This window comes from Acinetobacter sp. Li1LvA2, from assembly GCF_056156705.1.
This window is the reverse complement of the sequence record NZ_JBSICF010000005.1, coordinates 271,850-295,823: the sequence shown is the minus strand read 5'-3', so window position 1 is coordinate 295,823 and position 23,974 is coordinate 271,850. Positions and strand designations below refer to the sequence as shown.

At 38.3% G+C, this 23,974-nt stretch carries 20 protein-coding genes and 1 tRNA gene; 4 read left to right on the top strand and 17 right to left on the bottom strand.

What is annotated here, in order from left to right; all coding sequences use genetic code 11:
• The 10 genes from ACS604_RS12575 to ACS604_RS12530 form a co-directional block, all read right to left on the bottom strand.
• On the bottom strand, positions 1 to 180 hold a 180-nt coding region (locus ACS604_RS12575), incomplete at its 3' end, for a thiolase family protein (RefSeq protein WP_474771897.1).
• 12 nt (positions 181 to 192) lie between these two features.
• Entirely contained in the window at positions 193 to 846 is a 654-nt protein-coding gene (locus ACS604_RS12570; protein ID WP_474771896.1) for a 3-oxoacid CoA-transferase subunit B, read from the bottom strand.
• Positions 847 to 864: 18 nt separating this feature from the next.
• Complete coding sequence (locus tag ACS604_RS12565; RefSeq protein ID WP_474771895.1) at positions 865 to 1,536, bottom strand: 3-oxoacid CoA-transferase subunit A; 672 nt, start codon at positions 1,534 to 1,536, stop codon at positions 865 to 867.
• 81 nt (positions 1,537 to 1,617) lie between these two features.
• Positions 1,618 to 2,550: an alpha/beta fold hydrolase gene (locus tag ACS604_RS12560; protein ID WP_174759030.1), complete on the bottom strand. Its 933-nt coding sequence runs from the start codon at positions 2,548 to 2,550 to the stop codon at positions 1,618 to 1,620.
• Between the two features lie 63 nt (positions 2,551 to 2,613).
• Positions 2,614 to 3,525: an alpha/beta fold hydrolase gene (locus tag ACS604_RS12555; RefSeq protein ID WP_312820958.1), complete on the bottom strand. Its 912-nt coding sequence runs from the start codon at positions 3,523 to 3,525 to the stop codon at positions 2,614 to 2,616.
• 9 nt (positions 3,526 to 3,534) lie between these two features.
• Positions 3,535 to 4,308: a substrate-binding domain-containing protein gene (locus ACS604_RS12550; RefSeq protein WP_440203450.1), complete on the bottom strand. Its 774-nt coding sequence runs from the start codon at positions 4,306 to 4,308 to the stop codon at positions 3,535 to 3,537.
• Positions 4,309 to 4,369: 61 nt separating this feature from the next.
• Positions 4,370 to 5,209: an amidohydrolase family protein gene (locus tag ACS604_RS12545; RefSeq protein ID WP_440203449.1), complete on the bottom strand. Its 840-nt coding sequence runs from the start codon at positions 5,207 to 5,209 to the stop codon at positions 4,370 to 4,372.
• Positions 5,210 to 5,288: 79 nt separating this feature from the next.
• Positions 5,289 to 6,107, bottom strand: coding sequence for an SDR family NAD(P)-dependent oxidoreductase (locus ACS604_RS12540; RefSeq protein ID WP_100192786.1), 819 nt, complete (start codon positions 6,105 to 6,107; stop codon positions 5,289 to 5,291).
• 1 nt (position 6,108) lies between these two features.
• The gene (locus ACS604_RS12535; protein ID WP_440203448.1) at positions 6,109 to 6,672 is read right to left on the bottom strand and encodes a carboxymuconolactone decarboxylase family protein; all 564 of its coding nucleotides are present in this window, start codon (positions 6,670 to 6,672) and stop codon (positions 6,109 to 6,111) included.
• A gap of 51 nt (positions 6,673 to 6,723) precedes the next feature.
• The gene (locus ACS604_RS12530) at positions 6,724 to 8,025 is read right to left on the bottom strand and encodes a cation:dicarboxylate symporter family transporter (RefSeq protein ID WP_125698737.1); all 1,302 of its coding nucleotides are present in this window, start codon (positions 8,023 to 8,025) and stop codon (positions 6,724 to 6,726) included.
• 416 nt (positions 8,026 to 8,441) lie between these two features.
• Here ACS604_RS12530 and ACS604_RS12525 point away from each other — a divergent pair, with 416 nt between their 5' ends.
• Positions 8,442 to 9,353 (top strand): LysR family transcriptional regulator, encoded by a 912-nt coding sequence (locus tag ACS604_RS12525; RefSeq protein WP_312820972.1) that lies wholly within the window; start codon positions 8,442 to 8,444, stop codon positions 9,351 to 9,353.
• A 42-nt stretch (positions 9,354 to 9,395) separates the two neighbouring features.
• Here ACS604_RS12525 and ACS604_RS12520 read toward each other — a convergent pair whose 3' ends face one another.
• From ACS604_RS12520 to efp, 7 genes are all read right to left on the bottom strand, one after another.
• Positions 9,396 to 9,950, bottom strand: coding sequence for a TetR/AcrR family transcriptional regulator (locus ACS604_RS12520; RefSeq protein ID WP_474771894.1), 555 nt, complete (start codon positions 9,948 to 9,950; stop codon positions 9,396 to 9,398).
• A 1,106-nt stretch (positions 9,951 to 11,056) separates the two neighbouring features.
• Positions 11,057 to 12,340, bottom strand: coding sequence for a 5-methylcytosine restriction system specificity protein McrC (locus ACS604_RS12515; protein WP_312820976.1), 1,284 nt, complete (start codon positions 12,338 to 12,340; stop codon positions 11,057 to 11,059).
• Positions 12,341 to 12,346: 6 nt separating this feature from the next.
• Positions 12,347 to 15,274, bottom strand: coding sequence for an McrB family protein (locus ACS604_RS12510; RefSeq protein WP_474771893.1), 2,928 nt, complete (start codon positions 15,272 to 15,274; stop codon positions 12,347 to 12,349).
• A 335-nt stretch (positions 15,275 to 15,609) separates the two neighbouring features.
• A tRNA-Val gene (locus tag ACS604_RS12505) sits at positions 15,610 to 15,686 on the bottom strand.
• A gap of 167 nt (positions 15,687 to 15,853) precedes the next feature.
• A complete protein-coding gene (locus ACS604_RS12500) occupies positions 15,854 to 16,159 on the bottom strand; it encodes a YbdD/YjiX family protein (RefSeq protein WP_151964121.1) in 306 nt (101 codons plus the stop codon).
• Complete coding sequence (locus tag ACS604_RS12495; protein WP_004790908.1) at positions 16,159 to 18,255, bottom strand: carbon starvation CstA family protein; 2,097 nt, start codon at positions 18,253 to 18,255, stop codon at positions 16,159 to 16,161. The genes ACS604_RS12500 and ACS604_RS12495 overlap by 1 nt, the downstream gene beginning before the upstream one ends.
• Positions 18,256 to 18,419: 164 nt before the next feature.
• On the bottom strand, positions 18,420 to 18,989 hold the full coding sequence (gene efp, locus ACS604_RS12490) for an elongation factor P (RefSeq protein WP_004790907.1): 570 nt from the start codon (positions 18,987 to 18,989) through the stop codon (positions 18,420 to 18,422).
• Between the two features lie 73 nt (positions 18,990 to 19,062).
• On the opposite strand from efp, the gene epmB reads away from it, so the two are divergent.
• Genes epmB through ACS604_RS12475 form a run of 3 tightly spaced genes read left to right on the top strand, consistent with a single transcriptional unit; the run spans position 19,063 to position 23,948 of the window.
• Positions 19,063 to 20,079: an EF-P beta-lysylation protein EpmB gene (epmB, locus tag ACS604_RS12485; protein ID WP_474771892.1), complete on the top strand. Its 1,017-nt coding sequence runs from the start codon at positions 19,063 to 19,065 to the stop codon at positions 20,077 to 20,079.
• Positions 20,080 to 20,094: 15 nt separating this feature from the next.
• The gene (locus tag ACS604_RS12480) at positions 20,095 to 21,840 is read left to right on the top strand and encodes a GTPase (protein ID WP_474771891.1); all 1,746 of its coding nucleotides are present in this window, start codon (positions 20,095 to 20,097) and stop codon (positions 21,838 to 21,840) included.
• The gene (locus ACS604_RS12475) at positions 21,837 to 23,948 is read left to right on the top strand and encodes an EAL domain-containing protein (protein ID WP_474771890.1); all 2,112 of its coding nucleotides are present in this window, start codon (positions 21,837 to 21,839) and stop codon (positions 23,946 to 23,948) included. Before ACS604_RS12480 ends, ACS604_RS12475 begins: the two co-directional genes overlap by 4 nt.
• Positions 23,949 to 23,974 lie beyond the last annotated feature (26 nt).

Genomic DNA, 23,974 nt, shown 5'->3' with positions numbered 1-23,974 from the left:
GTTGGCACAGCCATAGATCACATCATCGACCTGTTCCCAATCTACATTTGGGTTACGCTGGATCAAGGCTTTAATAGGCAAAGCACCAAGGTCATCGGCACGGACAGGTGCAAGGCCACCCGCATAACGGCCAAATGGGGTACGGATGGCATCGATGATATAAGCGTTTTTTAATGTCATTTCCCTAATTCCTTACCCTTGAGTCGCATCAATCAAAGTTGCACCCGTTAAAGCCTGTAACTCCTCAAAGCTCAGACCTTCAACTTTCTCAAGCACCTTTAAACCATCTTGGGTCACGTCAATCACGCAAAGATCCGTGTAAATACGGTCAACACATCGTTTGCCTGTTACCGGATAGCTCAGCTCAGCGACAATCTTCGGCTCACCTTGCTTGGTTACATGGTCTGTAGTGATAAAGACTTTCTTGGCACCTACAGCTAAATCCATCGCACCTCCCACGGCAGGAATTGCGTCCGGTGCACCGGTGTGCCAGTTGGCCAAGTCACCATTGGCTGCAACCTGAAATGCGCCAAGCACGGCAATATCAAGGTGACCTCCACGCATCATGGCAAATGAGTCACCATGATGAAAAAAGCTGCCGCCCTCAAGCATGGTCACAAACTCTTTGCCCGCATTAATCAGTTCAGGGTCTTCTTCACCTGCCGCTGGTGGTGGGCCAAAGGCTAACAAGCCATTTTCGGAATGAAGGAAAATGTCTTTGTCAGCAGGTAAGTAACTCGCGATCTTGGTCGGTAAGCCAATCCCCAGGTTTACATAGGCACCATCTGGAATGTCTTGTGCCACACGTTTTGCAATCTGGTCACGGCTGAGTTTCTGGTAGCACATGTTATTTCTCCTTATTGCTTACTGTGCGGGTGCGACTTGTACAACGTGCTGTACAAAGATACCTGGGGTGATGATGTGTTCCGGATCTAATCCACCCAGTTCTACAACTTCAGAAACCTGAACAATCGTGACATCCGCAGCCATGGCCATAATCGGGCCAAAGTTACGTGCAGATTTACGGTAAACCAGATTGCCCCAGCGGTCGCCTTTGTAGGCTTTAATCAAGGCAAAGTCAGCCTTGATCGGATATTCGAGTACGTAATCTTTCCCATCAATCTCTCGGGTTTCTTTGCCTTCAGCCAATAGTGTTCCAAAACCTGTTGGGGTAAACACAGCGCCTAATCCCATACCTGCTGCCTGAATACGGCAAGCCAGATTACCTTGTGGTACCACTTCAAGCTCGACCTTTCCGGCACGGTACAGTTCATCAAACACATAAGAGTCTGCCTGACGTGGGAAAGAGCAAATCACTTTTTTAACTGAACCGGCTTTAAGCAGTTTCGCCAGACCGTAATCGCCATTACCTGCGTTATTGCTGACAATTGTTAAATCTTTAATACCCAGTTCAATCAGTCCATCAATGAGTTCAGCGGGTTGTCCTGCGGTACCAAAACCACCAATCAGAATGGTTGCACCATCTTTAATCTGCGATAGTACCTCGCTAAGTGAGGACTTACTTTTGTCAATCATATGGAAAAGTCTCTTAAAGCCGTAATGCGCAAAATCGATTAGAAACGAACGTTCTTGAACGTCCGTTTCTTTAAGGAACAACTATGATTTTTTCGCGAATTGTTGTTTAGCAAATTTACCAATGGCATCCGCTAAAGCTTTCGGTTGCTCTGGAACTAGGGCATGACCTGCATTTTTAATTTCGACTATCGTCACTCGATCACCTAAAGCACCTTTTAAAACACCTCTTAAAGGTTTAGGCGCAACTGTGTCATATTCTGGTTGAATATCTAAAATAGGTGCTTTACCAGCAGCAAAATAGTCATCTACAGGAGTGTTATTACGCGCATAACCTTGTGCATCGTGTGCTTCATGGTGCCAACCAGTTAGCCATACGCGCGGATCATTCATAGGTGCAAAGAATGCACGTTTTAAATATTCAATACGCTTAGCTTCTGGAAGCTCTTCATTTCCAGCATTATCAATCGCCTCACGAATTTCAGGGCCAATTGGTTTACCTTTATATCCCTCTGGCACTTTACCTGCGGAAGCACCTGCTAACACCACCCCTTTAACCAAATCTGGACGTTGCGTTGCGACCATACGGGTTGGGAAATTGCCCCATGCATGACCGACTACAATTGCAGGTCCAGCTTTAAAATGTTCGATCACTGCTGCAACGTCATTTCCATAGTCTTGAATATGCAATTTTTCCATTGGACCGCGGCTTAAACCAATTCCACGAACTTCTGGTCGAATCACTCTAAAGCCTTGTTTGACTAAATCTTGTGCAACTACGTCATAGTCACGTACAGAACGCCCTAGTGACGACATAATCACAATGGTTGGCCCCTTACCTTGTACATAAGCTTGAATAGAGACATCACCATACTTCACCATCTCATAAGGCACATTGCTTACCTTAGAGGCAGCTACCGTATGCGTTGCTGGTGAAATGTTTGTTTGCTTTGCTTCCGTAATCGTTGCTGTGGCTAATAATATTGCTGTAGATAAAATAGCTAAGGTTTTGTTCATCTTAATCAACTCCATGTTTTAGATGATTGTGGTTTAAAAATTAAATAAGCAGATTTAAGTCAACTAATTGGCTGAATAAACTTGTTTGGAAAATTTGGCTATCGCATTTGCCATCGCTTCTGGTTGTTCTGGTACCATCGCATGACCTGCATTTTTGATGACCTGCTCAACAACTCGTTCAGGCAAATACTCTTTCATTACATTTTTGACGACAACGGCATCGTACTCTCCTTGTAAATCAAGGATTGGAACCGTTTTTCCACCTGAAAAATACTCATCAATTGGCGTTACAATTCGTGCATGAGCTTCAGCAGCATGGTTTTTTTCATACCAACCGTTTAACCACACATGTGGATCATTCATAGGTGCGAAGAAAGCTTGTTTTAGATATGTGATACGTTGTTCTTGAGGAAGCTTATAATTCCCTGCGTTATCAATTGCATCTCGTAAACGCCCATACGGTTTTTCAGTTGAATCTTTTGGTAACTTACCTGCTGAAGCAGCGGCCATGACAATACCGCGAACCAGATCTGGTCGATCAGCAGCAAGCATACGTGCAGGCTGACTTCCCCATGCATGTCCAACGACTATCACTGGTCCAGTTTTTTCAGCATCTAAAACTAAAGCAACGTCAGCAGCAAAATCATGGAGAGTTAAATTCTCTAAAGGTCCTGTACTGCCATTGATACCTCTAGGTTCAGGACGTATTACTTTAAAGCCTGATTTTGCAAGATAATCTGCAACAACATCAAAATCTCTAGCGCCACGACTTAATGAAGGAAGTAATACAATTACAGGGCCCGTCCCTTGTACATAGAACTCAATTGAGACATCACCTTGTTGGATCTGCTTTTTATGAACAGAGAAATTTGAAATTAAATTTGCTTGATCCATATTAGATTCAACCCTATCAAGACTTGAGCATCCAGCGAGACTCAATGATGTCGATAAAATTGCAGTTAAGTATTTCTTCATGGTGATTCCTCACTTGCCAATTGGTTCTAAACCACTGTTGGTCAAAATACTTGCTGCTTGTTTAGATTTTAAAAATTGTACAAATTGAGCTGCGATTTCAGGATGTTCAGCTTTTTTTGAAATAACCGATGAAAACTTACTAACGTATTGCAAACTTTCAGGTAAAGGACCAACAAAGGTGATTCCTTTAGTATGTTTAAGTTCACTAATCTGCTGCATTCCTACATCAGCCTGATGTTCTGCTAACACTTCTCCGACCAGTTTTTTACCCGGAACCTCAAGCCCCTTTGTTTGCATTTCTTGTTCAATATTCAATTTTTTAAATAGTGTTGAACGAATATAGACACCACTTGAACCTTGAGAGTAGGCAACTTTTTGAGCAGACAATAAGGTTGCCTTTAGGTCAGATTCATTTTTTAACGGCGGTACTTTAGTGCCTTTACTTACCGCTAGACCAATTTTTGAATTTGCCAATTCAGTACGACTAGATAAGTCAAAATTTTGACTTAATTCATTAGATTTAAGTGCATCATCCAAAATAATAGCCAAGTCCATTTTTTCATTGTTTTTAATTCGCATTGGTAATGATTCAGGAGACTTTCCGGCCGATGGTCCCCATTCAATATGAACCGTATTTCCAGTTAATTTTTCATACATAGGAATAAGAGTGTCCATCGCACCATGAAAGGAACCAGAGGCAATAACATTTAATTGAGCTGCATGTGCTGGCACGACCATGGCAATTGATAAGCCCATTCCTGAGACTAGTTTTTTTAAACTCATTTTTACTTCCTTTTAAATGAAGAAGTATTCAGTCAATGAATACTTCATTGGTTTTAAAACATTAATTTTCTTTGAAATATAAATTTCGTGGATTATCGACAAATACGGCTTGTATTAATTCAGGCGTATCGAGTGCTTTTAATGCAAACTTTAAAAGCTCATCATCATTAGGAACCTCACCTTTTACATTTGGATGAGGCCAATCTGTTCCCCACACCACTCGGCTTGGTGCAAGTTTGATTAACTTCTGAACCCAATTCAGTGAAGCATCCCAAGTGTTAGCAGGCTGTCCATTCATTGCACGATCAATTCCGGAAATTTTTAGCCAACGCTTCGGATTCATCATGACTTGTTGCAACTTATTAAAAGTGTTTTCTGCATCTTGCGAATCAAGCAAATTAGGTCGTGCCATGTGATCAATCACAATATCGACATCTATGTCTTGCCAAGCATCAATCGCTGGGAAGATATCCTCAATTTTTCCGTGTATCTGAATATGCAATCCGAGCTTTGCAACTCGTTCAACCAAACCACGTAATGCTTGCGGATCATGGCTTCCCGGCAAATGACCCATCATGTTAAAGCGAATACCACAAATTCCACCGTGCTTTAATTCAATGAGTTTTTGATCCTTAATATCGTGATCTACTAAAGCAATTCCTCGATAATTAAAGTTACTTTGTTCAATCGCATCTAAAATGATGAAATTATCTGAACCATAGGCAACAGCTTGAACAAAAACACCGTGTTCAATTCCTAAACTTTTATGTAACTCAAGCATCTGTTTAAAGGTTGCTGGTTCAGGGTGATATGCAGCATCTTCAGGTAACGGAAAGCGATCAAAAGGCCCATATATATGAAAATGGCAATCCCATGAACCTTTTGGCAAATTAAATGACATAGTACTTCCTAAACAAATCTTATTAGGTTCAACAAATATTCCATGTACCTCACATATTTGGAGTTACTCAGAATTCACCTTAATCACAACGTGCAGTCATTCCGCCATCGACCACAATTTCTGTTCCAGTAACAAAACGCGCTTCATCACTTGCAAGAAACAGAGCAGCAAAAGCTGTATCACGACCATCTCCCATAAAACCCGCAGGAATTCGCTTTAAACGGCTTTCAAGCAATTGATCGACATCACCGCCTGTACGTTGCCCTGCTAAACGGACCTCAACCATCGGGGTATGTAATTGACCCGGCAAGACAGTGTTTACACGTATTCCTTTAGGGGCATATTCGACAGCAGTCACTTTTGATAATTGAATAATCGCGGCTTTACTTGCGGCATAGGCAACTTGTGGAGCGCCTGTAAAACGGATTCCAGAAGTTGAAGCCGTATTTACAATCGAACCACCACCTTGTTGCTCCATATATGGAATGGTGTGTTTACAAGTTAAAAAGACACTTTTTAAATTTAAGTCGAGCTGTTTATTCCATGCCTCTTCTGATAACGCGACAGCTCCGCCAGCGGCAGAACCACCCACGTTATTCACTAAAATATCGACACGACCATATTTCTCTACACAGGCTTCAACCATGGTTTGAACTGATTCACTATCAGTCACATCACATGCAAAAGGTGTCACTTCACCATCGAAGTTTTGAATACGATTTAAAGTCTCTTGCATTGCATCAATCGAACGATCTACAGCAAAAATTTTTGCTCCTGCTTTTGCAAAAAGTACTGCCGCTGCACGACCATTTCCCCAACCCGGACCAACACAACCTGCACCCGTAATGATTGCAACTTTATCTTTCAAACGATCTTGAGGATTAATTTCATCAAACATATTAAATTCCTGCTTCTGGGGTTGGTAATTCAGGAGTTACACCTGCTGGGGGTGGAACTTCGAAAACATTAATCGTCATAGAAATCAGAGTGTAATAACCTGCTATCGCGACTAAATCGATTAATGTATCTGTTCCAAGTAATTGCTCTATTTCTCTATAGGTCTGCTCAGAAACTCTTTTAGTTTCATGAAGCTCACAAATGAACTGATAAATTAATTGTTCGTCTTTATGAATAAATACGGGTTGCTCACCTAAGCGAATTGCTTCAATGACGTCTGTACTTAGACCTGCTTCAATTGCATAAGGTTTATGAGCAGCCCATTCATATTCAGCGATCCAGTGTCTACCCATTAGTAAGATGGCTAATTCACTCAAACGTGGCTCTAAACAGCTATCGTATCGACAATATTGACCAAGACTTTGTGCCAAATTGGCTAACTTCGGATGATGCAACCAGATTGCTAAAGGACCTCGCACACCTTTACGTGGACCGCTTGCAATTGCATCGAATACAACCTGTTGTTCAGCACTTAAATGTTCTGGGTCTATAGCTTTTAAACGCATGTCTATTCTCGATATAAGAAGTTGAGATAATTAATGAGATTTATCTAAAACTTAACTTGATTGATTTGAATCAGAAGCTAATGGTGTCTCTACCAAAGAATCTTTCGCCCGTAGCAAACTACGTTTAGGTCTTTTCCCTGTTTGTTTTTCAAAGGCATCAGCATCGAAAGCATTTTCCCAACGAGCGACTGCATAGACCGCAAGCGTGTTTCCAATAATGTTGGTAATTGCCATGATGGTTGCCATAATTCGGTCAACACCAAACAAAAGTCCCAAACCACCTAAGGGTAAAGTTTTTACAGACTGTAAAGTCGCCGCCAACTTAATAAAGGCACCGCCAGCAACAGTAGTTCCACCTTTCGAGGTAAAGCTTAAAATTGCTAATAGAACCAGTTGATCGATTAAGCTCAAAGGCGTGTCAGTTGCTTGTGCAATAAAGCCCACAGCAATTGCCATATATAAAGCTGTTCCATCTAAGTTAAAGCTATAACCTGTAGGTAATACGAACCCGACAACAGCTTCGTCACAACCCGTTTTTTTGAGTTTTTCAATTAATTTTGGAAAGGCAACTTCACCAGATGCTGTACCGAATACTAAAAGTATTTCGTCACGAATCACTTTTAGAATGGTGAGGAAAGGTAGACCAATAATCCACGTAACTGTGCCAAGCGCAAATACGATAAAGAAGAAGCATGCTGCGTAGAAAACACCAATTAATTTCATTAAATAAATAAGTGTTTCACCGCCGTAACTACCAATTGCAGCCGACATCGCACCAAAGGCACCGAGTGGAGCAAGTTTCATGATAAAGCCGAGCATCTTGAACAAAATGGTTTGTGCTTCATCAATTCCTTTAACAATGACGGAGTCTGGGCCACAACATAAATTGATAGCCATACCCGCTAAAATTGAAACAACCAAAACTTGTAATACGTTTCCAGTCGCAAAAGCATCTACGATGGTATGGGGAATCATATTTAAGAAGAAATCAACGGCGGAAAGCGTTGCTGAGCCCTTTGCTGCATCAGGTTCAGCTAAGTCGGTTGCATGAAGACCTAACCCAGGTTGCAACACATTGACAAACACAAAGCCAATCAGCATTGCTACAGTTGTTAGTACTTCAAAATAAATAAGCGACTTAACACCCAAACGGCCCAGCTTTTTCATATCTTTAATATGAGTTAAACCATGAACCAAGGTAAGAAAAATCAAAGGAGCTAAAAGCATTTTTAGTAAAGCAATAAATGCTTGACCTAATGGCTTCATTGCCTTTGCCCATTCAGGGGAGACTAAACCCAAAATAATGGCAGCAATAATTGCAATAATTACCTGCACATGTAGTTTTTTTAACATGTCGAATTCCTATATCGAAACTTTAAAATGCTTGTGCTTGAACACATCCCTGCATTTTTTGGCAAACGAATCCCCTATAAACAACATTCATATGTGTTTAGATTTAAAGTTAACGGGGGGTTCAATTGTCTAGAGTGTTTAACTCATCGAAAAGCTAGATTTAAAAGATAATCTGTCATAGAATCAGTCCTTAATCATATTTTTCCAAATAAACCTGAACAATCCTACTTCCTAGATCAGGTTAAAAATCAATAATGATATCAATACCTTTTCACTAAAATTGATATCTTTTGATAAAGCATCACGTAATGTTAGAAGCTTATCTATAACCTTCCATATAAGTTCCATTCCTTACGTCTGAATTCATTGTTATATAATCACCATCTTTATGGAATAGGATTTAGGCACTATCAGATATGAATGAAATTAATATCGCACAAATCGACTTAAATCTTTTGAAGTGCTTTGAAGTCCTATATGAAGAACAGAATGCTTCACGTGCAGCGGAACGTTTAGGAATTACTCAATCTGCGGTCAGTGCATCTTTAAGACGACTCAGAGACATTTACCAAGATCCACTTTTCCAACGGACAGGTCGAGGTCTAGCACCCACCACTAAAGCCCATGCTTTAAAACCATTAGTCAGCAATGCCTTAAATATTTTTAGAGAAACACTGCTATCTCTACCCAATAATGCCAATACCTTACAGCAACGAATTATAACTCTTGGTATGTCAGATGATTTTGAAATTGCATTTGCACAAGAGATTATCGAGCAAGTTAGATTAAAATTTCCGCATTATAGAGTCGTGATTAAACAGACATACATGCATATTATTGCTGAAATGTTAGTAAAACATAATGTCGATATTGGAGTGACTTCTGGTGGAATTTACTATCACTCTTTGTACCGAGAATTAATGGTTTTAGGTGATTATTCTTGTTTAGTAACTCACCCTGAAGATGCTGTTGATCTGACCTTAGAAAAATTTTTAGGCTTTGAACATCTATTAATTTCTAATACAGCGCAGATCGGAATAGTTGATGAACATTTAACAAAATTAAATAAAACTAGACACATATTTGCATCTACCTCACATTTTGCAGCCATTCCTTGGTTATTAAAAAGGAAAGGATCGGTTTGTACACTTCCCACCCATGCTGCAAGGAAAATTTCTGAAATTGTACCCTCACTAATTTATACAAAATGTCCAATTTCGATACCGACCTACCCGATGGTTCTTTCATGTAGAAAAACATCTCTAAAAGACAAAGCAATTCTGGACGTCCAAGAAGTAATTAGATCAGTTATTAATAATTATAAATAAGATTTTTTTAGGCTTTTGAGATTATTGATTTAGGCACTTGCATTAAACCAACCCCGCAAAAAAACAATCCAACACCCTTTCCTGCTCAATTGACACATCCGAGCTTAAAAGCTGAATGATTGCGCCTTCAATCATATATAAAAAGAGTTTGGCATCCTGAAAAGTTACATCGGTTTTGAGTGTTCTAAGCTGGCTATAAATCTCATTAATTAGCCATGTTCGATATCTCACTGCGACTTGATAAGCTTTTGGATAAGTCAGTTTCGTTTCAAAAATGGCTTTAAATAATAAATAGTACAGCCCCTCTAAATCGGTATGTAAGAAATAAAGTTTCTTTAATTGAACAATTACGTTGGCGCGGTTCGCCTCATCAGCAATTGAAACCACTTTTTCTTTTAAGCGCTCTTTTTGCACGGTTAAACAGATTTCAATAAACCGCTCTTTGGAGTGAAAGTAGTTATAAAAAGTCGCTTTTGGAATTTGAGATTCTTTCACAATTCTGTCGATGCCCACGGTATGAAACCCGTGATGGTTAAACAAATGAATTGATGTATTAACAACTTCTATAGCACGCGTTGGGAGAACTAAATTTCGCATAATTTTACCGTTATAAATTCTTGTTGTTTCTAAATGAGATACTTTTTTGGGAGAAAAAAAGGCATAGCAAAGCCGTAAGACTGTGCTTGGCACATCTCAAGTTTTATTGTTGAACTAAGTTTTTAGACGAAATGATTTAAAGCCTGAAAATCTTTAGATATTCAAACTGCTTTAAAAGTTTAAGTTGTGTCGTTATAGCTTTTGGCAAAGGCTGCCAAGAAATTAAGAATGTGCAAAGCCAACTCCTTTTTATTAGGAGTTCTGCCAGACATTTATAGAATTATGGTGGCAGAACGAAAGGGGGTTCGCAGACTGGCCGAAAAAACCCAGCACACCCGAAGGTGTCCCCCTCCCGTTCCACCGTAGAGGGGGCACGAGGGTTCGTCACTAAAAGAATTAACTTTTAATGCTTTTTCGGAACGGTCTGCGACAACCGACTGGCAATGTGGCCAGCAGGCAAAGGATAGTGCTCTGCCCTTTAGCAGTCAAGCACACAAAATGACATTTGTTTTAAATTAGATCATTAAAAAGTAAGGATAAATAATGAGTTGGTTATTATTAAGTGAGGTTTATAAAATTAAAGAATCTACGATTCAAAATGAATTTAATAAGTTGAAAAATCAATCGAACATTTTAATAAAATACTATAAAAATACAATATTGAAAAATTAACTCCGAGTATAGATTTCGGTACTCACAGAGAAAATATAGACATTTTCTTAAAAAGACAAGATTTAGAGCTAAGTAATATTATCATTTATACATTCTAAAGTATTCTTTAAAATCTCTTGGAACTGAAGAATAATTACTATTAACTGTAAAAAGGATAAATTTTTCTATACATTTTTTCCCTTCAATTAATTCATAAACTTTAAGATTCGTATCTAAAGCTCCATTATGAATTATCTTATTTCTAATTGATTCTATTTTGTTAATCAAGATATCCTTATGGAATATTGCATTCATCTTACTGTTACCAAAATATGCGACGTTGTTTTAATAATAAAAATTCAGCATAATTTATGATTAAGTACAGAAATTTGTACTTAATAATCAAACACATGGCTTTAAATACAAAATATTGTACTTAACACACAGCCTTCACCTTAAATAATTTTGAAATTTTGTGGTTCATCTAAGTTAAATGGCACCACTCGAAGTTTTGCACCATCTGTATGCCTAAAGTCAAAATCATCCAAAGGTCGTGTGAACTTTTCTGCTCGGTATGGATAAACCAATATCACTTCACTTTCATGTTTCAAATAATAGTGGCTATACGCAAACATCTGCTGAATATCGCTATCTTTTAAACCATACCGTCCACCACGATCATTTTGATCTATCAGCTTCCACTTGGTATCCATAACAATGCTTTTCGCATTGGCTTGAGAGCGATCAATAAAAATATCAGGTTTTAATTTAAATATCTTACTGGTTTCATGCTCACAAATATGTTCCGTCGCATGCTGTGTTTTGATCTGATATTCAGGCAATCCAAGGCGCAAATGATAAGCCACAAAATGCTCAAACAGCTTTTCCATAGGAAATAACAAACTCATACCTCGCCATTCACCTTGTGTAGATACAGGCATGTATTCACCTAAAATCAGCTCCGTCCAAGGTTTGATCTCAGCGTATAGTGCTAGCAACCGCCCGGTTTGCCATTGTCTCAAATCCTGCTGAATCTTTTGGCTTCGTGGTATTTCACTCGTCATCAAGCGCAATTCTTGAGCTAATTTCCAGTTACTTGCATCTTTAGTCTTTTTACAGATGATCTCCAAGGCTGTGCGAATCAACCTATTCTCAGGTCGATTGACTTCATATACATAATGTTCAATTGGGAAGATATGCTTCTTTGCAGGCGACTGACACATGTATTTCACATACTGCAATTGCCCGCGTAAAAACTTTTGTTCCTCTTGGACACGGTTATAGTCAAAACGTAGACCACGTTGAACCAAACGCTCGAATGCAGCGAGGAACTGGGTAATAATCCATTCATGTAAAGGCTGTTTAAAACGATTTAAATTAGCACTCCCTGCTTCTCTATAAGGTAAATGCAAAGATACACCCAGCATTTTTTGCAAGAGTTTGCGTTCTTCTAAAATAATCTCTTGATCACTTGTCCCATTGAGCTCTACATGCTTCGGTAATATTTCTATACGTGTACCACACGGCGTTTCAATCACACCGACATATTGATCTAGCTTCAGCTTTCTTCGCCCGGCAAGTTCAAATACTTTCGCGCCGTGCTTAGAAAAGGATGACGAAAGCTCACATAGATGCTCAAACGCTTTTTCAGGAATATAAGCATGTGCCAAGCTAGACTTTGGACAACCTTCGTAAGCAACGCTTAGGAAGGCATATTCTCGGACAGTAAAATCAGGCATAAGGATTTAGACCTTTGAACCGAGTATAGAAATAAATGCATCTATAGATTTAAATGCTTCATCATTGATTTTCCAAATTTTCTTTTGTTCAGAATAATGCATATCCTGTTCTGTATTCGGTGGAAATAATCCTGCCGTATTGATGTTTTTATCCTCAACAACCATACCATTATTGAAGAATACTAAATTAATCTTTGCCCAGTCATCGAAGAAGTATTCTTGTAATTGAGGAATAATTTTCTGTTTAAATATCGCGACTAAATGCTCTCGAGTTTGTTGTTTCTTCAAACTCATAAAGTTGGCATGACCAATACAATGATCTCGGTCTAATAACACTTCTATACGTTGGTTTATTACCTTTAATAGTTCACCAATGTTTAGACCCTCTACTTCTAAATCATTTAATAGCTCTGGCTTCGGTGGCATTTCAATGAAGGTAAAACGGCGGCGTAAAGCAATATCTAAACCTGTTAAAGATCTATCTGATGAGTTCATTGTGCCGATGATGTAGACATTACTTGGTACAGAAAACTCTTCTTTTGAGTATGGCAATGTTACTGATAATTCTTCATCAGTACCTTGACGTTTAGAGTCTTCAATTAAAGTAATGAGCTCACCAAAGATACGTGAAATATTGCCTCGGTTGATTTCATCGATGATGAGAACATAAGGTTTTACTTTTTCATTAGTATCTGAATATTGAACTTCTGAACGTAGAGACTTTGCAATTGCCCATTCATAGCTCTTTTGATCCACAATAATTTCATTTTGTGCTTTCAAGTAATTACGAATATGCCTAAAAGACAATGGGATATTACTACCCGAAGATGTAAGAGCAAATAACGTCCCTGCTGAATTACTTGATACTTTAATTTCTGCACCACGTTTAGTATAAAACTTCTTTTCCGCAGTTTTAGCTTGAGCAATGAGATTATCAATCGCACTATTTATACTCGCTTCAATCGGCGCTAAGACATTATTTTGGTTCGCATCTATTTCTGTTTGGGCATCCTCACAAACCTCCTTAAATACACCTGGTTTTACTTCATAGCGTAACTGCCCCGAGCCATCGGTTTCCGCTCGAATCCCTTCTATAAAATCTTCATAGCTAAAACTTTGGTGGAATGTGACAAATTTAATGCGCCCTTCATTTTTATATTTATCAAACAAGTCTTTTAGGCTTGTTCTACCACCTAGTTGCTTTTCTAGTTTTTCAATTTCTGTTAAATCTTTGTCTTCTAAAATTGCTAAAGCATGGTTAATAGTATTGTATGTTTTACCCGTACCTGCAGCACCAAATAAAATACGGTTTAAAGGTTGTTGAGCCATGACTTCTTCCATTAATTCTTCAATTTGCTGTTTATTTTGTTTGTTATCCAAATAGGCTTTTCTGACCATCGCAAAAAGTTTTTCCACATATGGGAAAAATGCTTTTTCGCCCCGATCTTCCAATAAAATTGGTAAAAACTCTGGTAGTGGTAATTTTGAATATAAGTGGTCATAACCAATACGTTTAGAATTGACCTTACTTACAATCGGGATAATGCAAGGATCATTAAAATCTTGATATAAGAATGCAATCATCCATTTGAGACCTTTAGGAAACTGAATTTGATCAATTGCGTTTAAGTCACGGCGCTGAACAGCATCTACAATATCAAGTATTTCCTGTTTGAGGGTTTCAAATGCTAACCCTGCATCATTCCCTAGTCGTTTATGCCATGAATACGGCTTCTCATTATGATATTTATCATCCTTTCCTAAGCTGATTGGCTCCCAGATATCAAAATAATTGGCAAAGGTAGGATTACCTTGTGTTGGATCAAAACTGTCAATCTGAGCAATGAAACAGTCTTTATTTTGGGCTTGATGATAATCTTGTATAGATAAATTCTTTAAACCTTCAATTGGCCAAAGCGTTAAAAATTGCTGTACCTTTTTCTCAAGCGCTGTGGTCTGATCATCACTTTGTTCATACCAATCACAAAGCTTTTCTAAATCATCAAGTGTACCCACAATAATAGAATACGTTTTATTACCCAGCATCAATGATTTGGCATGTGTGGACAAATGATGATTTCGAGTATCGGCTTCTAAATAGGCTTTTTTAATTGGTAATTTAAGTTCTATCGGTGGTTCTGCATCACAGAAAATTACAGGCGTTTTTGCTTTAGGATCTAATGCTAACTCTCGACCTTGAGATGTTTTAAACGCTGCTATATGTTTCGTGCTTGTATATGTATTTGGATATCTCTCATTCAGATAATCGACTGCATTTTTTGAATTAAAATTTGTCGCTACTTTCTCAGCATATATGTCCCACAAAAACATATTTAACCAAAATATATCTGTTTGACCTGATTCAAGTTCTACCTTTAATATCTCTCTAATTTTCTGAACTAAATATACATTCTTTACATACCAATTTTTCTCTCTGATTTCTTGAGGAAAATCTATGATTTGTTGAGTTGTTACATACTCAACGAATTGATGAAATTTATTCCGATCAACAATTGTTGAAACATCTAAAGTACATGAAGCACATGCTCGATTGAATAATAAAGGTCGCTGAGTACTACCCAACTGAGTGAGTAATTGACCACCATAACTATTCAACGCTTTATATGTCTCTTCGTTAGGTTGTTGAATAAGTTTTTCTACAACATTAAGAAATTCCACATCCTGAATGATCTTATCAAATACTTCGTTTGCGAGATTTGATTGTCCTTTAGATGCAACCCCATTTGCATCATTTTTCAAAAGTTCACTTAAAAAATCAAAATCATTTTGGGCACTTAACTTATAACCATTATTCAGCTTTTGTTTTATTTCCTGTACCTTATTGAAGGTATTTTCATAATCTTTACGCCACCCCTTTCCATCACCAAATTCAATATAGTCATTAAACCATTGTTTAATTATTGCTGTGTTCACTTAAGCCTCTATATGTATTTCTATTTCGTATGTATGACAAAAATGGGAAGCTGAGTATCGACTTGCCAACCTGCGCGTACCAGTTGTAAATCAATTAATTCAACTGATTGTCAAAATTTCTTGTACTAAGTTTATCGCCCAATAATTTGATGCGATGCATCTTGTTCTCGACCAAACTAAGATATGTTCATGTTGTCGCAGATTTGTCATAAATGGTATGAAAATAATGCCATTTTTTGCCAAAATTTCCAACTCTGCCAAGTTCTGAGTGCAATAAACAGGCATAAAAAAAGACTTATAAGCTACTAAATTGCTTATAAGTCTTTTATAAATTTTGGTAGGTATATCCAGACTCGAACTGGAGACCTCTACGATGTCAACGTAGCGCTCTAACCAACTGAGCTATACACCTAGAATGGAAAGCATAATATTCATTTTTCAAAAGCAAAACAAGTGATTTTCAATTGAAAAAAATACAAATGAGCAGACTTTAAGCAACCTTTTTTCATTTCCAAAAAAAGAAAAACGGTACATGGTTTAACCACATACCGTTTTTTTTAGCTGAATATTAAGCTCAACTTAACAAGGACATTTCTTCAAAGTACCGCCTGCCGATGGATAGCGCACATCGACACAATGACGATAGAAAGTCTTTGCATCCATTGGTGTTAAATCAGGATGATGAGCTTTCATGTGCTCCAAATAAGTTTGGTAGTCTGGAACACCAACCATCAGTCGAAAGCTTTGCTGTAAACGCTGCCACAGCGTCGCAATACGAGACCAGTTCTTTGGCGAAAGCAACAGCTCTTTTTGCGAGAGCACTGTCATTTTGATGATTTTCGCAATAATGACAGTTCCATTTTTTGCAAATTTAAAATTCATCATTACTCTCCTCGTGGGGTGACCACTTCCGGATCAGCATATACAGCAGGCGCTTCATTTACAGTTGGTTTAGGGCTTGCTAAAGCACGGCGCACAATACCAATCGAAGCAATAATCATGACAATCGAAACAATCATAAAGAAGCCACAAAGCGCAGCATTAATCTGATTCGACATCACAATGTTTTGCATTTCAGCAATACTTTTAGCTGGTTTTAATATTTCACCACGAGCAATCGCGTCAGAGAACTTATGTGCTTGTGCTAAGAAACCAATCTTAGGATTTTCGTGGAAAATCTTTTGCCAACCCGCAGTCATACAGGTGATGAATAAGAAAATTGTTGGGATGATGGTCACCCAAACATATTTTTCTTTTTTCATTTTAAACAAAATGACTGTACCCAAAATGAGTGCCATTGAAGCCAACATTTGGTTACCAACACCAAATAAAGGCCATAAGGAGTTAACTCCACCGAGTGGATCAATCACACCTTGATAGACGAAGAAGCCCCATCCACCGACTGCAACCGCTGTACCGACCAAGTTACCAAAGAATGAACCGGATGCTTTAACCGCAGGAATAACAATACCAACCGTGTCTTGTACCATGAAGCGACAAGCACGAGTACCCGCATCTACAGCAGTTAAAATGAATAATGCTTCAAATAAAATGGCAAAGTGGTACCAGAATGCCATCATTGAACGGCTATTGAAAATTTCCGAAATGATATGTGCCATACCAATTGCAAAGGTAGGCGCACCACCTGTACGTGAAAGAATTGAGCTTTCACCCACTTCTTGAGCCAACAAAGTTAGCATTTCAGGAGTAACAACAAAGCCTAAATTACGCACAGCTTCTGCCGCAGTTTCTACAGTTGTACCCAGTACAGCCGCAGGAGCATTAATTGCAAAGTACACGCCCGGGTCTAAGACAGTTGCACAGATCATCGCCATAATACCGACGAATGATTCCATGAGCATACCGCCATAACCAATCACACGAATATCTGCTTCGTTATCGACGAGTTTTGGTGTTGTACCACTTGATACAAGCGCATGGAAACCAGAAATCGCACCACAGGCAATGGTAATAAATAAGAATGGGAATAAGCTACCCGAGAAAACTGGCCCAGTACCGTCAATAAAATGAGTCACTGCTGGCATTTTCAGTTCAGGTAATGCAATGATAATACCGACTGCTAAACCGAGAATGACACCAATTTTAAGGAATGTTGATAGATAATCACGTGGCGCTAACAATAACCAGACAGGTAAGACTGAGGCGATAAAACCATAAATGATTAAGCACCATGTCAGCTGTGTTCCTGTTAAGGTGAAAAACTCACCCCAGTAAGGATCTGCTGCAACATTTCCACCGTAAACAATTGCAAGCATCATTAAGACGAAGCCAATAATCGAAACTTCAGCAATACGTCCTGGGCGAATAAAACGCATGTAAACGCCCATAAATAATGCAATTGGAATAGTTGCTGCAATCGTGAAAACACCCCATGGACTATGGGCAAGTGCTTTAACCACAACTAAAGCCAATACCGCAAGGATAATAATCATTACTCCAAGCGCACCAAGCATTACAACGATACCAGCAAAAGAACCTAATTCTTGTTTTGCCATTTCACCAAGCGAACGACCGTCTCGACGCGTTGAAATAAATAAAACTAAAAAGTCTTGTACTGCACCCGCGACAACCACACCGACCAGTAGCCAGATTGTCCCTGGTAAAAAACCCATTTGTGCAGCCAAAATTGGCCCGACTAATGGCCCCGCTCCTGCAATCGCAGCGAAGTGGTGACCAAAAAGTACATATTTATTGGTGGGAACATAATCCAGGCCATCGGCTAAACGGTGGGCTGGGGTTAAACGTCTTGGGTTTAATTCAAATACTTTAGTTGCAATAAATAGACTATAAAATCGATATGCGATGCTATATACACATGCTGCAGCCAGTACAAGCCAAACCGCATTAACATGTTCACCACGACTGAGTGCCAGCATCCCAAAAGAAATTGCACCTATTATTGCCACTAGGCTCCAGACCAGCTTGGAGGGAAGCGTAGATTTCGCTTGCATTGTGTCCATTCTTAACCTCTCAATAAATAACTACAGCATTTTTATATTGTTATGTACTGTTTCTCTTAATCCCTGTGACTCTACTCCTCCTTTTTCTTTTTTCCTCTTATACTTTCGCATAAAAAAAGGGATGATTTACATCATCCCTTCGATAATAGTGTATTTTTTAACTATTATGCACGCTCTAAATAATCGCCAGTACGAGTATCTACACGAACGCTTTCTTCTTGCTGAACAAATAACGGAACACGAACAACCGCACCTGTTTCAAGCTTAGCTGGTTTACCGCCACCGCCAGATGTATCACCGCGTACACCTGGATCAGTTTCAACAATTTTTAATACAACGAAGTTCGGCGGGTTTACAGTTAAAGGTACGCCGTTGAACAACATAATTGTACATTTTTCATTTGAATCGTCTTTTAACCATTTTGCAGCATCACCCATTGCAGTTTTGTCTGCAGCGATTTGCTCAAAAGATACAGGATCCATGAAATTCCACATTTCACCATCGTTGTATAGGTATTCCATTTCAACTTCAACAATATCAGCAGCTTCTAAAGAGTCACCTGATTTGAAAGTTTTTTCTAATACTTTACCAGTTTTAAGGTTACGTAATTTTACACGGTTGAACGCTTGACCTTTACCTGGTTTTACATATTCGTTTTCCATGATTGAACATGGGTTACCATCAAGCATAACCTTAAGGCCTGCTTTAAAATCATTTGTAGAATAATAGGCCATGAAAGGCACACTCCAAACTTAACAAGTCAACTATGCGATATAATGCGTTGTTGCATTATCTTAATCGTGTCAAATGATAAACTATTTATACCAAGAGCAAAACTGGCAATCACAACTGAGTGACCTTATTACTGATCCGTCGGAGTTGCTAAGCCTACTCGAGTTATCCTCTGATCAGCTATTATCAGGTGCGATTCTGGCTTCTGAACAGTTTAAATTGCGAGTTCCTCGCGCGTTCGTCGGAAAAATGAACGCTAAAAACCCTTTTGACCCGCTTTTGCTACAGGTTTTACCTCATCATTTAGAACTTGAAGAACATCCTGAATTTGTAACGGACCCTTTGGGCGAAGAAGCAGCAAATCAATTACCCGGTGTATTACATAAATATAAATCACGTTTTTTACTGACTTTGACAGGTGCTTGTGCGGTACATTGTCGTTATTGTTTCCGTCGTCATTTTCCCTACCAAGAAAATTTACCGAAAAATGATGATTGGCTAAATATTAAAAATTATATTGAAGCGAATCCCAATATTAATGAAATCATTTTAAGTGGTGGAGACCCCCTTACGCTTTCTAACCGTAAATTAGCACTTTGGTTAGAACGTTTATCATCTCTCAAACAAATTAAGATTCTGAGAATTCATTCACGAGTTCCAATTGTGATTCCAAACCGGATCGACGAAGAGCTAATTTCTTTATTAAAAAACAGTAGGCTGCGTATTATTCTGGTGGTACACTCAAACCACGCTTCTGAACTCGATGACTTTACCTGTTCAAAATTGTTGCAGTTATCTGCCGAGCACATTACTGTACTTAATCAGGCAGTATTGCTTAAAGGTGTTAATGATTCTGCACAGACATTAATTGATTTAAGTTATCGTTTATTTGAAGCTCGCGTTATGCCTTATTACTTACATGTTTTAGATAAAGTAAAAGGTGCACAACATTTTGATTTAATACCATCTGAGATAGATGATATATATCGTGATGTGTTAGCGAACCTACCGGGGTATTTGGTTCCTAAACTCGTCAGGGAAATTGCGGGCGAAAAGAATAAAACACCGCTTTTTGGGGCAACAACATTTTGAGTTATATAATAAGTGATGATGAATAATGCACTATCGGACATTTTTCACAATCAAACCGAACTCACTCGTGAACGGTTAAGCTTTTGTGAAGCCAATATTAAAGATCTTAATGAATGGGTCACTACCCTTTCTATTATGCAACTCGGCGATACGTCAAAAGCATTATTCACCGCTATTTTAGAGCTCAATGAATTAAAGTGTAGTGAAACCTTACGTTTTGATCTTATACAAACGCTTCATCCCACCATTAATAACGTTCTTGCAAGTCTAGAAAAAAACTTTTTTAACCAAGGTGTGATTAGTACAGACCGTAATGAACATATTATTGAGTTGGCGATGTTACTGCGTTGCTATTTTGCCAGCATTTATTTAAATATTGCGCAAAATAGCCACGGGCAATTACAGCATCAAAAGTTTTCTCTATTTGCCTATAAGCAAAAAAAGAATTTGCAAACGGCACGTACATTATCGACTTTTCATGCCCTAAAACAATTAACGAGTCTCTTATATCAGCAGCATATGCTTTATAGTGAGCCTCTTAAAGGACAGTGGCTAGTTGCACATCAGCTCTACGAAACCGCTGTTCAACACAAATATCATCTCATCAATATTAATCATATTCAGGGTATCCACCACCCTCTAGCAAATATTACCCAAGCTTATGCTCAGCTAATTTTGCTCGATATTTTAAATACAAATCAGATTCGCCAATCAGAAATTCAGGCCTTATTTCAATGTAGTTTTGACTGGGCAAGAATGATTCATATTTTGCCGAAAGATACTGCCTTAACCAAATATGTGGTCGACCCAAGTAAAGACCATCCGCCAGTCTATAACACCAAACGCAGCTCTAATTTCAGTCCAAGCATTTTTATAGGCACACAAGCTTTACTTGAGCATGTGACTGCAACCATGCATAAAAATGCGCAATATATTTCTAAAAATGAAAAGTTTTATTTAAGCCCAGCTTTAAAGTTTCATGTTCAAACAATTTTAGGTACAACAGCTCAACGTCGTCATGAACGCTATGAGTACAATGCAGAACTACAAATTTGTTTCGGTTTAAGTACAGCTCATTTCTATCTAGCGAAAGCAAAAAACTTTGAAGAAACGCTACAACTCAACAATAACTACAACTTACAAAGTGAGTCTAAAGTTTTATCAAATTTAGAGAAAAAAGAACAACAAACAAGCTCCTATCAGCGCTTAAGTCGTGAAAGCAAAACCATTTATCAAACTACAGTTCTCGATATTAGTGTCAATGGATATCGTATTAAATGGTCTGGGGAAGCACCGAAAAACTTAAGAACCGGTGAATACATTTTAGTTAAAGAAACTTTGCATGGACAATGGCGTGGTGGCGTAATCCGCTGGATTAAACAGTCGACAGAAAAATCTTTAGAGTTAGGTCTAGAGATTCTGTCACAGGCGATGTTCCCTTGTGCAGTGCATATTCAAGCTGAGCGTCATACACGCAATTATCATCCTGCACTATTACTACAAACACAAAATCTAGAAGAAATACAAAATACGTTGATTTTACCGGGGTCACAAATTTTTAGAGAGCAACAAACAATTCATTTACGATTGGGGACAGAAGAAATCAAAGTGTATCTACTCAAAGCACAACTCATTACTCAAAGTTTTATTCAATTTCATTTCGAACTTCTGAATGAGCAGCAACAAAGTCTGCTTGATCAGTTCATGATGAAAAAGAATAGCAACTCTAGCAGTCAAGATTTATGGGAAGCACTAAAGTGAGAAACTCTTTATTATCTAAAAAGTTAAAACGTACTGAAACACGTTTACTCATTATTGATGACAACCAGCTACGTTATAACCAGATTTTAAATTTATTATTGGGGAATAATTATCAAGTTCATGCTTTATTACTTGATGATCTAAAAAGTTTCGAAAAACAGTTAAATACGCCTTGGGATGCTATTATTTTTGGTCGTGCTTATGACCTAAAAATTGAACAAACACTCTCCCTTATTCAAGCATCTGAGCAGCCACATTTACCTGTTTTATTATTGCAACCTGAAGATTATCAACCTCAGCAATATCAATCCTATATTCATAAAGGTATTTATGACGTAGTCCCATTAGAGCCATTAGATTATTTTTATATCACGCTTATTCGGACCTTGTCGTATAGCCACTTATTGCAAACTGAGCAACGTCTGACCAATGAATTAGAAACTATTCATTCTCATACACAAACACTGGTTAATAACAGCCATAAAGCAGTTGCCCTCTTTCAAGAAGGCATGCACGTTAAGGCAAATACAGAATACCTCAACCTTTTTGGCTTTAAGCAAGAAGAAGAAATTATTGGCCTACCCATCTTAGATGTTTTACAACCCAATGATTTAAATATTTTTAAACAAAGATTTAAGAAGATTTCATTAGGTCAATTTGATCAGGCACGTTTTGAAATCCAGAGTCAACATGCAGCAATTTCAGGTAATAATGCTTTAAAACTTGAATTTATTCCGAGTCAGGAAGAAGACGCCGTACAGTTAACTATTGACTATCAACTGGATTTACAATCACCTGCAAATACAGCATTTTCTGAAAAAAGTTACGGCTCAACTGCGCCTTGGCAACACATTAATCGACAACTATCAACACATCCTGCTCAAGCGAATGCATTGGTTTTATTCAGACTAAATCAGTGCCCAGAACGAGTGTTTCAACTAGACTGGCAAACACCCGGACAATATTTTAATCAGCTACAAAGTTTCCTGAAAGAACAGGCTCAAATGCCGATTTTCAATCTTGAACTTGGGGCATATCTTGGCGTTTTGCAAGCCGAAAACAGTACAGTCCTTAACTCCCAATTGGCTAGTCTGCAAAGTTTGCAAAAAGAGCATTTATTAACGGTTAATGAACTTAATTACTCAGTACAATTCAAGCTGAGTTATGCGCAAATTACAGAGCCATTAAATGAAGCTAGCTTTACAAAGCTTCTTGATCAAACAAATCAACAAGCGTTACCTAAAGCCAAGCCAGAAATTGAGCTAACGCCAACAATCGATATTATTCCTTCTGAACCTACCAGCTCGTCTCTGTCACTTGATTTAAGCCTTCAAGATGTTGATGCTCCAATGCCTTCACCGTTATTGCAGCAGTTAAAGCAACAGCTGGCACGGGGTGAAATTCATTTAAAATATCAGCAGATTTATGATAAGCATGATCAAGACACCCATAACTATGAAGTGACGAGTGGTTTTATTGCAGATGAACAGTGGCATGATTTAAATGATTTAGCTGCATTAAGAGATGACAGTGAACTTTCGATTCAATTAGACCGTTGGATTTTGGTCGAGGCTTGCAAGCAGCTACATAATTTCGTTACGCAGTACCCTAAAGCTAAGCTGATTATTAACTTAAATATTGATATCTTACTCAAAGATAAATCAGCCCCTGAACTCATTTCGAAATTACTCACCATTATTGGTAGTAAACAAGAAAGCCCGTTGATTTTACAATTTTCAGAGCAAGCGATTCAGCCACACCTTGCAATTGCACAGCAATTTATAGCCCGCCTACGTCAACACGGCGCAGAAATTTCAATTCGGGATTTCACATCTTCTATGTATAGTGAATCGATATTGCAACAACTTGATGTTCAATATTTAAAATTGCAATCGAAGAAGACAGAGCTATTAAACTCAGATGCTGGTTTAGCTCAATTACAAGAAAAGATTCTAAATTATTTGACTGTAAAACCTGTTGGGATTTTACTTGCCGATCTTAATGATATGAACTTATTTGCTAACGCGTGGAATGTGGAAGCACGTTTCTTACAAGGTCGTTATTTCCAGAAAAGACTTGATCGATTAACAGACGTACAAGACCAATAGTGGTCTTGTCGTTCATAAACAAAAAA